General features: G+C 38.0%; 11 protein-coding genes. 7 read left to right on the plus strand and 4 right to left on the minus strand.

From position 1 onward, the window contains the following. The first annotated feature begins 442 nt into the window (after window positions 1-442). The 6 genes from CWD90_RS22165 to CWD90_RS22190 all read left to right on the plus strand — a co-directional run bounded on the left by CWD90_RS22165 (window position 443) and on the right by CWD90_RS22190 (window position 8,901). Window positions 443-1,675, plus strand: coding sequence for an ROK family transcriptional regulator (locus CWD90_RS22165; RefSeq protein WP_103478243.1), 1,233 nt, complete (start codon window positions 443-445; stop codon window positions 1,673-1,675). A gap of 136 nt (window positions 1,676-1,811) precedes the next feature. Next, window positions 1,812-2,978: a glycoside hydrolase family 10 protein gene (locus tag CWD90_RS22170; protein WP_205161290.1), complete on the plus strand. Its 1,167-nt coding sequence runs from the start codon at window positions 1,812-1,814 to the stop codon at window positions 2,976-2,978. A gap of 5 nt (window positions 2,979-2,983) precedes the next feature. Continuing rightward, a complete protein-coding gene (locus tag CWD90_RS22175) occupies window positions 2,984-4,834 on the plus strand; it encodes a sodium:solute symporter family protein (RefSeq protein WP_103478244.1) in 1,851 nt (616 codons plus the stop codon). Window positions 4,835-4,856: 22 nt separating this feature from the next. Next, the gene (locus tag CWD90_RS22180) at window positions 4,857-5,819 is read left to right on the plus strand and encodes a DUF4434 domain-containing protein (protein ID WP_103478245.1); all 963 of its coding nucleotides are present in this window, start codon (window positions 4,857-4,859) and stop codon (window positions 5,817-5,819) included. Beyond that, window positions 5,806-7,005 (plus strand): AGE family epimerase/isomerase, encoded by a 1,200-nt coding sequence (locus tag CWD90_RS22185; RefSeq protein WP_103478246.1) that lies wholly within the window; start codon window positions 5,806-5,808, stop codon window positions 7,003-7,005. The genes CWD90_RS22180 and CWD90_RS22185 overlap by 14 nt, the downstream gene beginning before the upstream one ends. 6 nt (window positions 7,006-7,011) lie before the next feature. Beyond that, the gene (locus CWD90_RS22190) at window positions 7,012-8,901 is read left to right on the plus strand and encodes an FAD-dependent oxidoreductase (RefSeq protein ID WP_103478247.1); all 1,890 of its coding nucleotides are present in this window, start codon (window positions 7,012-7,014) and stop codon (window positions 8,899-8,901) included. A gap of 119 nt (window positions 8,902-9,020) precedes the next feature. Here the strand turns inward: CWD90_RS22190 and CWD90_RS22195 are convergent, their stop codons facing one another. The 4 genes from CWD90_RS22195 to CWD90_RS22220 form a co-directional block, all read right to left on the minus strand. Next, on the minus strand, window positions 9,021-9,401 hold the full coding sequence (locus CWD90_RS22195; protein WP_103478248.1) for a hypothetical protein: 381 nt from the start codon (window positions 9,399-9,401) through the stop codon (window positions 9,021-9,023). Next, window positions 9,402-10,328 carry a hypothetical protein gene (locus CWD90_RS22200; RefSeq protein WP_157941301.1) on the minus strand — a complete coding sequence of 309 codons (927 nt, stop codon included), beginning with the start codon at window positions 10,326-10,328 and terminating at the stop codon, window positions 9,402-9,404. A 1,271-nt stretch (window positions 10,329-11,599) separates the two neighbouring features. Next, window positions 11,600-12,814 carry a site-specific integrase gene (locus CWD90_RS22215; RefSeq protein ID WP_103478252.1) on the minus strand — a complete coding sequence of 405 codons (1,215 nt, stop codon included), beginning with the start codon at window positions 12,812-12,814 and terminating at the stop codon, window positions 11,600-11,602. Window positions 12,815-13,074: 260 nt separating this feature from the next. Next, a complete protein-coding gene (locus CWD90_RS22220) occupies window positions 13,075-13,917 on the minus strand; it encodes a hypothetical protein (protein ID WP_103478253.1) in 843 nt (280 codons plus the stop codon). Window positions 13,918-14,400: 483 nt separating this feature from the next. On the opposite strand from CWD90_RS22220, the gene CWD90_RS22225 reads away from it, so the two are divergent. After that, window positions 14,401-14,724, plus strand: a complete 324-nt coding sequence (locus CWD90_RS22225; protein WP_103478254.1) for a MerR family transcriptional regulator — start codon at window positions 14,401-14,403, stop codon at window positions 14,722-14,724. The last annotated feature ends 22 nt before the right edge of the window (window positions 14,725-14,746 follow it).

Here is a 14,746-nt window from a genome sequence, read left to right on the forward strand (position 1 = left end):
CCTTTAACGCCTCAATGGCCACTTTGGCCTTGAACGATGCACTGAATTTTCTTCTTGATCTCTTCATATTTGACAGGGTTAAATTACAACTTAACTTGCTGTCCTAAAATTGGGGAGTATTATACATGAATGCAATTTACATTAATAATATTTTTTATATATGGTAAAAATAATGGGTAAACATGAAATGGTAATGGGCTTTTATTGTAATTAAGTAGATTAATTTTTTATATACTAAAAAATATTAATAAATTTTTATGATTTTGTAACTGAGCAATAACTCACTAATATATATGAAAATAGGCATTACCTGATATAGGGTGAACACATTTTTTAAGATTATCAAGTGATTTGGTTATTAAATTAACATGATTAATAAAAAAAATTATTAATTAAAGAATTTGGATTATAAAATTTTATATTTTAGCGTAAATCATATTAAATGAAAAGCCATTTAAATACGAGATCCATTCTTTTTATTGACTCATCGGGTACAGGGAATAAAGTACGTCGGCAGAAACAATTAAGTAAAATCGTCAAGTTACTTTCCAAAAATACGGATGCAGTAACAATTCCCGAATTGGCTCATGAGCTAAATATTAGTGTTCCCACAGCGACAAATCATGTTGAAGAACTTTTGAATTCCCAATGGGTGTATGAATGTGGGGTCAAGGAAACGGGTAGTGGTCGAAAACCAGTTCTGTATTCTCTCAATAAGGACAAAGTGTATACCGTTGGGTTGAGGGTCGATCTATCCAAATTGCAGTTGGTAATCTCTAGGATAGACTTTTCATTGGTGTACGAGGTTTTTGAAGACAATTTTATTGTTGAAAATACGGCACCATGTTTAGAGCATATAGTAAGGTTTGTTCAAGCGGCAATAAAAAATTCTGGTGTTGATCATTCTAAAATAGCTGGAGTTGGAGTAGGGATTACCGGGAGGGTCAATAGTAAGACAGGGGAGTCCTTTAGCTATTTTAATTTTATGGAAGTTCCTTTGAAACAATACTTAAAGGATGTTCTGAAACTGGAAGTACTTGTTGGCAATGACACCCGTACAGCTGGTTTTGCGGAATTGGTCCATGATAAAGAAAAGGGCAAACATAACTCATTGTTCGTAAATGTTAGTCAAGGTCTGGGCCTGAGCATGATGTTCAATGGAAAGATAATATCCGGGGAATCTGGTTTTGCAGGTGAATTCGGCCATATGCAATTCGGAAAAAAAAATCGATTGTGCGTTTGTGGCAAAAGAGGGTGTTTGGGCACAGAGGTGTCTGGGTACGGCCTGTACAAAGATTTGATCGAGGCTATGGAAACAAGCGAAGGCTCTTTATTTTTTGAGAATTCAAAAATTGATGAATATCATTACAAGGACGTGTTCAAAGCGGCCAATCAAGGAGATGTCCTGTCCATTACATTGTTGCAGCAGGCTGGAGTATTGTTAGGTGAGGCGCTGGGTAATTTGATTAATTTGTTGAACCCTGGAATGATTATAGTCGGAGGGGAGTTTGTAAGTGTCAAGGAGATATTCATCGATGCTATAAATATAGGTTTAAAGAAAACTGCATTGGTCAATCCACTAAAGCAATGTCTAATTGTTTCCTCGGAGTTGGGAAAAGATGCTTTTGCGAAAGGCGCGGCAGCAATGGTTTTAAAGCACCACGAATTGGTCTAGCAGGATTTTGAACAATTTCGTAAAGTTAGATCGGAGTTTTTTATGAAACATAATAGGTCACGGTCATAGTGGGACGCAATATTTATGAGCGGAAGAATGATAAAGAGTGCGCTATTGCAACAATTATAAATAACACATGAAATATTTAGGATACCTAGTCGTCATTAGTATTTTCTTTCTATTGACGGGGTACAGGGCAGAAATGACTATTTCTAAAATTATACCCTCCTTATCCCATTTTCCCATAGGATACGACGAACCCGTTAAGGGAGTCTGGCTTACCAATGTGGCCAGTGATGCCCTTTATACCGAAGCAAATATCCAGGAAGCTGTTTCCAAATGCAAAGATCTAGGTATCAATACCATTTTCGTGGTTACTTGGAACAAAGCACAAACCATGTACCGCAGTGCCATAATGAAGGATTTTACAGGGGTGGAAATCGATCCCGTATTAGATCCAGAAAATAACGGAAGAGATCCATTGCAGGAATTGATAGACATAGCACATGCCAATGATATTAAAGTATTTGCATGGTTCGAATTCGGTTTTGCTTCTTCATATAATGAAAAGGGGGGCACATTGATAAAATTGAAACCAGAATGGGCCTCCTTGACCTCGGATGGTTCAATCTGCACTAAAAATAATTTTGACTGGATGAATGCTTTGGATCCTGAAGTACAAGAGTTCATTTCGTCATTGGTATTGGAGGTGGTCAAGAATTATGATGTCGATGGCATACAGGGCGATGATAGGTTGCCGGTAATGCCATCTTCAGGAGGATACGATCCTAAAACAATTGCTAGGTTTAAAGCGGAACACGGGGGCATGCCGCCACCAGAAAATTATAAGGATTTTGAATGGGTGAACTGGCGTTCGGAAATATTAAATGATTATTTAAAACAGTTGTACAAGGATGTTAAGGCCATTAAACCCAATTGTATCGTATCCATGGCACCAAGCGTTTTTCCATGGAGCAAGGAAGAATACCTACAAGATTGGCCTTCATGGATCAATTTTGGCTATGTAGATATGCTGTGCCCCCAGGTATATCGTAAGGATTCCTTGAGCTACAAAAATACTTTAGAAAAAACACTGTCCTATATCATCCCAGAAAAAAGACATTTATTCTTTCCAGGTGTATTAATACAAGTGAACGATGAAAGACCTTCTAAAGACTTATTTAATTATATGCTTAAAACCAATAGAGACGCGGGAATAAACGGAGAGGTCTATTTTTTCTATGAAGGATTAAGTGCTTTTGAAAATGAAATAAAAACATTTTATAAACCGACCAAAAACTAACTCACATGGAATTATCTTGGATTGATATTTCAATAGTATTATTGTATTTAGTACTAACTCTTTTTCTAGGCTTTTACCTGTCTAAAAAGGCCTCAAAAAATTTAGAATCTTACTTTCTGGGAGGTAATGAAATCAAATGGTACTATTTGGGATTGTCCAATGCTTCTGGAATGTTCGATATTTCTGGAACCATGTGGACGGTAGCGTTAACCTTTGTTTATGGATTAAAAAGTGCATGGATCCCTTGGCTGTGGCCAGTGTGGAACCAGATTTTTGTCATGGTTTTCCTTGCTATCTGGATGCGAAGATCCAACGCTATGACCGGTGCGCAATGGATCACCTTTAGATTCGGTGATGGTAAGGGGGGGCGTTTGGCTCACATTATCGTGGTTATATTTGCCGTGGTAAGTGTTATTGGGTTTATAGCCTATTTTGTGGAAGGCATTGGTAAATTTGCCACAACTTTTTTACCATGGGATCTTTCTGCCGATATTTTAGCGCTCCATTTGACCTCTGAACAATCCTATGCGCTGATCATTATTGGAATAACTACACTTTACACTCTTAAAGGTGGGATGTACAGTGTGGTAAGTACAGAGGTTATTCAGTTTTTGATAATGACGGTAGCCTGTGTTGCCGTTGGTATTATTGCTTATAGCCAAGTAACCCCTGAACAAGTGGTCGCTGCCACCCCTGAGGGATGGAGCAATTTGATGCCCGAGTGGAACCTAAGCTTGGATTGGTCCCGGACGTTTCCAGAATTGAACGATAAAATTGCTTCTGATGGGTATGAAATGTTCGGCATGTTATTGATGATGATGATCCTCAAAGGCGTATTCGCAAGTCTCGCCGGACCTGTACCCAGTTACGATATGCAACGTATTTTATCTACAAGAACTCCTTCGGATGCCGCAAAAATGAGCGGTTTGACCCCTTTGGTTTTATTCATTCCCCGTTATTTAATGATTGCCGGCCTCACTGTTTTGGCACTGGTATATTTAAGACCGGATATGCAGGCCATGGGAGTAGATATGGATTTTGAAATGGTATTGCCAATGGCCATACAGAACTTTGTGCCCATAGGTGTGAAAGGACTTTTATTGGCGGGTTTATTAGCGGCATTCATGGGTACTTTCGCCGCCTTTGTAAATGCGGCACCAGCATATCTTGTAAACGATCTGTATAAAAAATATGTAAACCCCCAGGCATCAAACAAAAAACTTATACGCTATAGCTATGCTGCCAGTTTAGTTTTGGTATTGATAGGTGTCAGTTTCGGGCTCTTTGTAACTTCCTTAAACAGTTTGACCCTTTGGATAACATCATCACTTTTCGGGGGCTATGCAGCTGCCAATGTATTAAAATGGATCTGGTGGCGTTTTAACGGGATGGGCTATTTTGCAGGTATGCTCGGTGGGCTTGTTGCATCATTGTTTGTGCCACCTTTGGTGCGTATGGTTTATCCAGAAATTATTGATATCTATATTTTCCCCGTAATATTCCTGATATCTTTCTTGGCCTGTTTTATGGCAACCTTGTTGACCAAACCAGAAGACATAGAAACGTTAAAGCAATTTTACAAGCAGACCCGTCCGTGGGGTTTTTGGGGGCCGGTAAAAGATGAAGTATTAAAGGATGACCCAGGTTTTCAGGCCAATGAGGACTTTAAAAGGGATGCCTTCAACGTGGTCATAGGAATCATTTGGCAAATGTCCATGATTGTTATACCGTTGTATTTGTTGACAGGAAACACAACAGAAACCATTACTTCTGTGGTCATTTTTGTTATCACATCAATTATTCTGAAAAAGACGTGGTACAATAATTTAAAAAAACTAGACCAAAAAATAGTATAAACATTAAAGATTATTAAGTAAAATGATAAAAGGAACTTTTTTGGATGAAATAAGTCATGATATTCCTCATCAAAATTGGGGCAGAAAGGAGTGGGACAAGGATTTTAGACTCATGAAAGATATGGGGATCGAGTTGGTCATCATGATACGGAGTGGTTATAAAAAGTGGATAACTTACCCATCAGATGTTTTGGAGAGCGAAATGGGAGCTTTTAGGCCTTCAACCGATTTATTAAAAATGTTTTTGGAGTTGAGTGAGAAATATGGACTACAGTTTTATTTCGGATTATATGATTCCGGAAAATATTGGGTAAATGGGGATTATGATGAAGAGGTCGCAATAAATAAGGCCGTAATAGACGAGGTTTGGAAGAATTACGGGAATTATCCCGCATTCAAGGGTTGGTACATTTCACATGAGATAAGTAGAAATAACAATCCAGCAATAAAATTGTTTTCGTTGTTAGGAAATTATTGTAAAACTCTTTCCAATGGATTGCCCACAATGATTTCTCCATATATAGATGGGGTCAAGAACATCAGCCAATATGATAATGAAATAAATAGGACAACCGGAGTTTCCCTGGAAACACATCAGACCGAATGGCGCCAAATTTTTCTAGAAATTCAGGGGGCGGTCGATATCGTTGCGTTTCAGGATGGGCATGTTGCCTATGATGAACTAATAGATTTTTTAAAGGTCAATAAAGCTTTGGCCGAGGAGTTTGGTCTGGAATGTTGGACAAATACGGAATCCTTTGACAGGGATATGCCCATTAAATTTTTGCCGATAAAGTGGGATAAATTGGAATTAAAATTGGATCTGGCCAAGAAGGCCGGAATTGAAAAAGCGATCACTTTCGAGTTTTCACATTTTATGAGTCCACAATCCTCCTATCTCCAAGCAGGCCATTTGTACAACAGGTATCAAGAATACAGGAAATTAAAGTTCAATTTTTATTTAAGTGGAGATGAAGATTTTTGATTTTGGCGGGTTGGCCGAAAAGTATAAGAAGGAATTGTTTGACAATGTTGTTCCATTTTGGATGGAAAATTCATTGGATCAGGAATTTGGAGGTTATTTTACGTGTTTGGATGAATCTGGCAAGGTATACGATACGGATAAGTTTATCTGGCTGCAAGCACGTCAAGTTTGGTTTTTTGCCATGCTTTACAACAAAGTTGAAAAAAACCCTGAGTGGCTTAATGTTGCATTGCATGGGGCTGAATTCCTGGAGGAGTACGGACACAATGGTGACTATGATTGGTATTTTAGCCTAAATCAGAAAGGTCGGCCATTGGTGCAACCCTACAATATCTTTTCAAACACCTTTGCGGCTATGGCCTTTGGGCAATTAAGTTTAGCGGTGGATAATGAAAATTATCAAATTATTGCAAAAAAGACATTTGATAGGATTCTAAAACGCAAGGATCATCCCAAAGGCAAATACGATAAAACATTTCCAGGTACCAGACCACTGAAGAACTTTGCCTTGCCAATGATATTGTGCAATCTGTGTCTGGAGATAGAACATCTGCTTGAAAAGGAAGTTGTTGATAATATCATTGAAGATGCCGTATCAGAAGTAATGAACACTTTCTACAGTAAAGAATACCAACTGGTAATGGAGAATGTAACCCCGGAAGGTGAATTTTTCGATTCCTTTGAAGGTCGCCTATTGAACCCAGGCCATGCTATTGAATCAATGTGGTTTATTATGGATTTAGGAGTTCGGTTAAATAGAAATGACCTCATAGATAAAGCGGTAAGAATTACTTTGAAAACACTGGAATATTCTTGGGACAAGACCTATGGAGGTATTTTTTATTTTATGGATATTAAGGGGTATCCCCCTCAGCAACTGGAATGGGATCAAAAACTTTGGTGGGTACATTTAGAAACCATGATAAGTTTACTAAAGGGATTTCAACTTACTGGGAATACGGAATGTTTTGAATGGTTTGAAAAAGTAGAATCTTATACGTTTGAACATTTTAAGGATGAAAGAAATAAAGAGTGGTATGGCTATTTAAATCGTCAGGGAGAGGTATTGCTATCGCTTAAAGGCGGCAAATGGAAAGGCTGTTTCCATGTTCCAAGAGCTTTGTATAATTGTTGGAAAACCTCAGAGGCCATAAACAAAAGCAAACAGATTTTATTAAAAAAATAGTTTACTATGAAGAAGCAGTTTTTATTTGTTGTATGTCTCTTTTTTTGGGAAGGTTACGCCCAATCTCAACAATCTACACCTGAAGACAATATTGAAGTATTGGTAGTTGGTGGTGGAGCAAGCGGAACAATGGCAGGAATACAATCTGCGCGCATGGGAATAAAGACATCCATATTGGAAGAGACCCCATGGTTGGGCGGTATGCTAACTTCCGCCGGTGTTAGCGCAATTGATGGTAATTATAAACTGCGTTCTGGGTTATGGGAGGAGTTCAGGCAGGAATTGATAAAACACTATGGTTCGCCGGATAGTTTAAAGACGGGTTGGGTAAGCGATGTTCTTTTTGAGCCCCAGGTAGGATTTGAAATATTAAAGAAAATGACTTCTAAGGAGTCCAACCTGAATATAATATATAATTCTACCATAAAAAGTATTGAAAGGGAACAAGGTGGGTGGAAGGTGACATATGAGTCCGAAGGTGAATTCAGAAAATTGAGAACTAAAATCATTATCGATGGAACCGAATTAGGGGATGTCGCCGCCAAAGTGGGAATACCATATGATATAGGTATGGATTCAAGCAATGAAACAGGTGAGGATATAGCGCCTAAAATAGCCAATGATATTATTCAAGATCTGACCTACGTGGCCGTATTGAAGGATTTTGGAAAGTCCGCGGATAAAACGATTCCTAGGCCCAAAAATTACGACCCAACACCCTTTTTATGTACCTGTGATAAAATGTGCGATGAAGAGGAAAAAATTGGTAGAAAATTATGGGATTGCGATGAGATGATGAGATATGGGAAATTGCCCAATGGATATTACATGATCAATTGGCCAATAAATGGAAATGACTATTATACCAATATTATTGAGAAAAATGATGTAGACCGATTGAGTGAAATTCAATTGGCCAAGGAGTACACCTTAAATTATGTGTATTTTTTGCAGCATGAATTGGGATATAAAAATTTGGGTATAGCGGACGACATCTATCCCACCTCTGATAATTTACCGTTTATACCTTATTACAGGGAGTCGAGAAGAATCAAGGGAATGGTCCGATTTACCCTTAATGATCTGGCAAAACCATTTGAAGATAAGGACAGGCCCTTGTATAAAACTGGGGTTGCAGTCGGTGATTATCCGATAGATCATCACCATTATGCGTTTCCGGAATCGGATGAATTGCCAGATTTACATTTCTATCCTGTTCCGTCTTATTCCTTGCCGTTGGGGACGCTTATCCCAGAAAATGTGGATGATTTTATTGTTGCTGAAAAATCGATTTCCGTGTCCAATATTGTAAATGGGACAACTAGGCTACAGCCCGTATGTATTTTAATTGGTCAAGCGGCGGGAACATTGGCTGCGTTATCAGTAAAGAATAACCTAGCACCAAGAAAGGTTTCGGTTAGGGAATTGCAAATGGCACTTTTGAATGCGGGAGCCTATATTATGCCCTACTCCGATATTGAAATTGAATCGGATGCGTTTGTTCCCCTACAGAAACTGGGCGCCTGCGGTATTCTAAAGGGGGATGGGAAAAATGTCGGTTGGAAGAACCATACCTATATTTATCCAGATAAATTAATGTCCGCAAAGGAATTATTGGACGGTACAAAAGATTGGATAAATGTTGAAAATCTTAGGATAAAAGAGGGTTTAGTGACATATGGAGACGTTAAGGATGTAATGGATGCATTCCTTGTTAAGTATTTCCCTAAAAATAAGCTGGATAAAATTTATGAAAAGGAAAAGGAATTGAGGGTGAATTTGGGGTTAAAGAAAAATGGGAATATATCAAGGGCTTCATTTGCTATAATATTTAATGAAATAATAAACCCCTTTGAATTGAGGGATGTGGATATTAATGGTAATTATATAGATTGAATTTGAAGCCCAAACTTTCTTTAAGTTTTCTCCCAGCTATTGTACTAAACCATTTTCCTTCTTTTATCCCCATCGAGCTATTCCTAAGGTTTATATAGGAGGCTATTTTCCATTTGTTACTATTTATGAACTATTTCATTAATATTCACCATATATATCTGCCGTCCGTCCCCTCCATGGGTGGAATCGAATATAACCCATTTGCCACTTCGGTCTGACTTTGGGTGTAAGTCGCACCGCCATTCCCCTTTAAATTTATCCGGTTCAAAAAATTGTCCCAGATCTATACGTTTTTTGGTAGGTACATTGTATAGATACAAAGTCTGTAACCGTTCTTTGTCTGGATAAGTATCGTTTAGAATCCACTCCCCATTGGTTCCAGGGATATATGTATTATGTCCGTTCTTGGTCATGATACCCTTGCCAACAGGAACTGTTTCCTTGGATTTGTCGGTAAAAAGGTAAAAGCCCCAGTCCATCCCCACAGGCTTGGTCCACATTCAGATATGGGCCGAATCTCTCCATACAAAATGGGAGGTGTTTCCAGAAGGATCCAAGATGTACCGGTCCGTCCCATCGATGTTGGCTGTGACCATCCGTGTGGTGAATCCTCCGGTAGCCCTTTCGGAACGCTCACCCATTTCCTTACGCCAACGGTGAAGGAAAACAAAACGCTGGTCATCTGGACTTACCAAAATGTGGTTGAAATAATGCCAGTAATCACCCAGATTCTCACCCAAATTGACGACGTTGGCCATATCTGCTATGGAAATTAGCAACTTTGCCTCCCCAGTTTTTAAATCCATTTTATAAATACCAATGTCTGAAGGAGCCTTTTTTGTGGCATAAGGATCTTCGACTCCGGGATAGCCGTAACCGGGTCTCATATTTTGAATACGGTTGAACTCCGTTCCCAATGCAAAAGTACCATCATTACTTAAGGCATAGATTGCTTTGGGCAGGGTGCGTCTTTCTTTGGTCTCTATGTTTAGGATATGGCTAACGAACCTCCCGTCCTGCATGTCGTTCCATATAATCTCCCTGTCCGATCCCGGAACCCATTGTAGCATGCAACCCTGTTGCCAACCCCAGGCCGTACTAATGCCTAAAGGGATCCATTTATTATTGTCCTTCAAATCGATCATGCCGATGGTCAAGGTATCCTTGGTGGTGGAAGACCGAAATAAGGTATCTACCTCGGCACCCAGTACATACCTCCCCGTAGGATCCATCTGCAGCTTGTCGTAATACCCGGACCAATGTTGTTTGGGTCCTGAAGTGAGTTTTATGGGCTTGGGCTGGGCAGTGGCAGATATTTCATTATTTTTGCTTTCTGTGGAAATGTTTTCTTTCTTGAGTTTTTGTACACAGTTCGTCAAAAGTAATACCAGAAAACTAGTAGTACATACCATTATCGTATACTTCATTTTTATTATAAATTTATAATTTTTTCATCACTTTACGATCCAAACATGAAATGAGGGAAAAGTGAAGAGATCATTAATATAACTATTTAGGATACAACCATCTCATTCGCCTCATCCAATACATGGTTGGTAAAGCTTTTTAAATAAATTTCTATTGACCTTATGGAGTTATGCCTTAAACCTTCACTTATTATTTCTGTGGAGATTCCCATAAATTTGGTTATAATAGCTTATGAATAGCTCATGTAATAGGGCATATTTACACAAACTATCCCTAAATCCTTTGCAATGAATTTAAGACAGTCGTTCATTCTCCTTCTTTGGGATTTATACTTTTGAAAATGATTTGTGCTGCCGTCATAATTCGTGGGGAGCCAATAGTCCTCGGGCTGTTTTCCTTTAAGGTAGCACCACAGAATGCTGCCCAGGCTTTCGGTAATCTTGACCGAAAAAGGGTCGCCCGTTTTATTCTAAGAAATCAGACTTATAAATATTTAAGATATAGTTTGGGTATCAATCCCAAGCCTCTGGAAGTCAGGTAAACCTTCTGCCCCAATCTTCTCCTTGTAGACATGTTCCGTCGGTCCTCTGGTTAGATCTTTCCGCTACGCATGCCTGACATCCTTGTGGCTTCGGGAAAGAACAAGCTGCGAAAAGAAATCTTGACCTTTCCACTCCCTAACCACATCCATTTTTGTCCGTTGAAATGTTCCATGGCCTCCCGGTTGTATTTGGAATGATTAAATATACCAAAGAATAAATGGATTGCCAAGGTCACGATATATGGATATATGCAAATATGTTAATATAAATATATGTATATAGGTACATAGGATTTGGGTAATAGGAAGTTTTTTTTTGTTATAAAGTAGGAACAAATCAGACCTACCCCCCGTGAGTAATATATCATTAAAAAAGAATTCAAAATATTAATCTTCGGAGAAGATAGCAAGTTATGTTTTGCGCAACGCAAAACTCCTACTTCTTGCGAAGTGAAAACTGGGTCTGTGGCAGACAGGCGATAATAATTGAATGAGAAAATGGCAAATAATAAGGCAGGATAAAACGTTATGGGGAAAAGAAACGTGAGTATTACTTAACACTTAGTTTCAATAGTTAGGAACTAATTGATTTAAAATACCGGTCCATTAGGGATGTTTTTTTTGTGTATAGGGGGAATAAGTGAAATGGGACAAATTCTACTTCACCAATATATATCCGGACAAAACTTATTCGAAATCTATTTTTACATTAAATACTTAATGTAAAAATTAAATTTCCAATCTTTCCTGGTATCCATCCATTATATGTGTAGGGAGATTTTTAATATATATTTCAGTTGTACTGATATCGCTGTGCCCCAGCATTTTGCTCAGTGCATTAATAGGAACATCATTCAGTATAAGATTCGTAGCCATGGAATGACGGCTTACATAGCTTGTCAAATGCTCTTCAATTTCACAAAGGGTGGCAATCTCTTTTAGTCGTTTGTTATATCGTTTTCTTTCCCATTGGATATCCTTAAATTGATCTTGCATTTCTTTGCGCTTTACAATGGGAAAAATATAGTCGGTTTTGTCCTTGCCCATCAAATAGCAATCCATAATCGATGATAACTGTGGAGTCAATTTAATGTCGTAATAGCGGGCGGTTTTTTGTCTACGGTACTGGATGCGTCCGTCAATGATGTTATCCAGTTTTAAAAAGGCCATATCAATAAATGAAATGCCGTTCATAAGGTAAGAGCATAAAAAATAATTCCGGGTGTTGAACAAAGGGGTACCAGGTTCTAATTCCAAATTTAGGATCCTTCTTATTTTTTCTATGCTTATCGCCCGTTTTGCCGTCGGCTCGGATTTTATCTTGTATTTCTTAAAGGGATAAGAGTCCGCAGATACAACCCCCTGATGTATGGCTTTGTTGTAAATGGCCCGAAACGTTCTCATATACATGGATAATCCATTTATACTATTTCCTTTTTTCAAATGTGCCGTTTCAAATCTTTTAAGATAAGTGTATGTCATCTCCTCAAACCGGAGAAACTCCTTTTTGTTGAAATTCTTCAGTGCCCCAAGGGCACATCGATAGGCCTTGGCATTTCCGAAGCGATTCGCTTCTTCCATTTCACTTATTAATTGATCGGTGAAATCAAAAAAGGAAATTGTGTTGGTCGGCTTGGTCAATGTGTTTTTGAGTTCCGTGATGCTAAGCCCTTCGAGCTGTCCATTTTCTTCCAATTCATTTATCCCATCCCTTAATTCGGTCTTTTTCTTGATAAGGAGATTATTTAAACGCGCAACGGACGAAACTCCATTATAGGTTCTTTTGACCTCGCGATTCTTATTGTTCCAATACTCGGGAGGAACGGCAAATCCAGTTGAAATGGCAATCGTCTTTCGATGGTGGCTGAGTCTAAAGATAATGGGGCACATACCATCTTTGCGCTTGCGTCTTGTGTCCATGGAAAGGGTGATGTTTGTTTTCATATTCTAAAGATATAAAAATTTGCACTCAATTTGCACTCAAAATTAGGTATTATATGGTTTAATATGAATTCTTATGAAATACATAATATTGATAATCAGTATTATACATATATTTTGAAACAAATAAATACAATAATCCGTCTTCTTCTAAGCAGGCGGTCCTAGGTTCGAATCCTAGTGCCATCACTAAGAAAAACCGTAACAAGCTTTTAATTAAGTAGTTGCGGTTTTTTAAGTTTAATAGTTGTACGATTATTGTATTATTGGTTTTTAAGTTTATACCCTTTATCGGTTAGTCTTTTGGTATTAAGCATTAACTTCTCAATGCTTAATTTATTTTCTAGAGTTAAGTAATCTTTGAAACCATCTATTCCCTGTATCCATCTATTCTCAAATAATTCATTTAGCTGAATACTTTTAATGATCTTTTGAGTTTCAAGTTTGTAAAAGTGTTTTATTCCTTCATCTATATTACTTTTCTCGCTCTCATTGTTAAATAAAAGAAGTGTTTTGATTTGATCTAGTAAATTAGATAGACTCAATCCAATATAGGAATTTGCCGACATTACTTGTTCCATTAAACTTTTTTGATCCTCTCTAGTGGCTTGCCTAATGGCGGCGTTCTCGTGATTGATATTATCGGGGTTGATAGCGCGTCGATAGGAATTAGATTTAACAAAGTCTTCGGAACAGTTTATGATTCGGAATATCTCGGTCGATCCTCCCGATTTATTAAGATCTCTCTCGTATTTAACTTTAATCAAATTGTAGTAATTCGAGATGTAATTAAAACTATGTTCTTTATTAAGTTGTTCCATTTGCTTTTTATGATCATGTCGCTGCTGCTGATTTGCTTGTATTTGAGCTGAAAATGATTTGTACACTAAGAACGCGGCTAGTAAATTAACAAAAGGTGCGGTTATACCTCCAATAGTGTCACCAATTTGTCCCGTATCTTCGAAGTTAATAAACCCAATGTCACGAGTGAGTACAAAAGGAGCTATAATTATAAGAGTCACTAGAGTCCAAAATAATCGTCTTTCCCATGGTTTAAAACCAATAAGCTTTTTCAGCTTAGGCTCCTTGCTGTTTTCTTTGTTCATACTACTAGATATAGTTTAAGTCAACAAGCAATATAATAATTTAATAGATGTTTTTCCTTTTTTGTTGGTATGGATTCATCTAGTTTTTTTTGAGTATAACTTACGGAACATCAATAATCTATGCTTGTGTATGAGATTGTATAATATTACATAAGTTGATAACTCCTAATAACTGGGCTTTTATATGATGTAGCTTATACTTTACCTTTGTAATCAGTTCGGAACTTAACCCGATCATATTTTATTCACGGCCTAGAGTCGATTACTGAAATTATATTTCTCCCTCTCATTAGGGGAACGCCCACGGGTTACAGCGTGGCAAAAATCAATTTACACATAACTAGAAAAACCCGATTAGATTACTCTAATAGGCACGTCTATTGATTTTTGTTACCCACCCCATACTATTTTATGGGACGTACAAATATGAGATAGCTTCCCTAATTAGGACATTCTAAAAGGTTTTTCGCAAAACAGAAAAAAATGTCAAATCAAATATTATTACAGACTATGACTCCCGATGAGTTGGGGGTACTTATTTCCGATGCACTTAAAAAACAGGTAGAGGCATTGAAAGAAACCCTAAAGGGATCCAATCATGAGAACGATCTTTTGACAAGGGAGCAGGCGGCTAAGTTCCTAAGTATCAATAGTTCAACTCTATGGAGCTACACCAACTCGGGAAAATTGACCGCCCACGCTATAGTGCAAAAAACGGTCATAGTATACCACCCTGGCCGGATTAAAGTGAGCCACCCTCGCCGGGTGAAAGTGAACCACCTTCGCCGGATGAAAGTGAACCACTAAGAAAGTCGATTCTATTTGTAAA

The sequence above is a fragment of the Arenibacter catalasegens genome, from assembly GCF_002909235.1.
Taxonomy (GTDB): Bacteria; Bacteroidota; Bacteroidia; order Flavobacteriales; family Flavobacteriaceae; genus Arenibacter; species Arenibacter catalasegens.

Coding starts and splice junctions, on each gene's coding strand:
- CWD90_RS22165 (WP_103478243.1), top strand. CDS start 443: ATGAAAAGCCATTTAAATACGAGATCCATTCTTTTTATTGACTCATCG.
- CWD90_RS22170 (WP_205161290.1), top strand. CDS start 1,812: ATGAAATATTTAGGATACCTAGTCGTCATTAGTATTTTCTTTCTATTG.
- CWD90_RS22175 (WP_103478244.1), top strand. CDS start 2,984: ATGGAATTATCTTGGATTGATATTTCAATAGTATTATTGTATTTAGTA.
- CWD90_RS22180 (WP_103478245.1), top strand. CDS start 4,857: ATGATAAAAGGAACTTTTTTGGATGAAATAAGTCATGATATTCCTCAT.
- CWD90_RS22185 (WP_103478246.1), top strand. CDS start 5,806: ATGAAGATTTTTGATTTTGGCGGGTTGGCCGAAAAGTATAAGAAGGAA.
- CWD90_RS22190 (WP_103478247.1), top strand. CDS start 7,012: ATGAAGAAGCAGTTTTTATTTGTTGTATGTCTCTTTTTTTGGGAAGGT.
- CWD90_RS22195 (WP_103478248.1), bottom strand. CDS start 9,401: ATGTGGACCAAGCCTGTGGGGATGGACTGGGGCTTTTACCTTTTTACC.
- CWD90_RS22200 (WP_157941301.1), bottom strand. CDS start 10,328: ATGAAGTATACGATAATGGTATGTACTACTAGTTTTCTGGTATTACTT.
- CWD90_RS22215 (WP_103478252.1), bottom strand. CDS start 12,814: ATGAAAACAAACATCACCCTTTCCATGGACACAAGACGCAAGCGCAAA.
- CWD90_RS22220 (WP_103478253.1), bottom strand. CDS start 13,917: ATGAACAAAGAAAACAGCAAGGAGCCTAAGCTGAAAAAGCTTATTGGT.
- CWD90_RS22225 (WP_103478254.1), top strand. CDS start 14,401: ATGTCAAATCAAATATTATTACAGACTATGACTCCCGATGAGTTGGGG.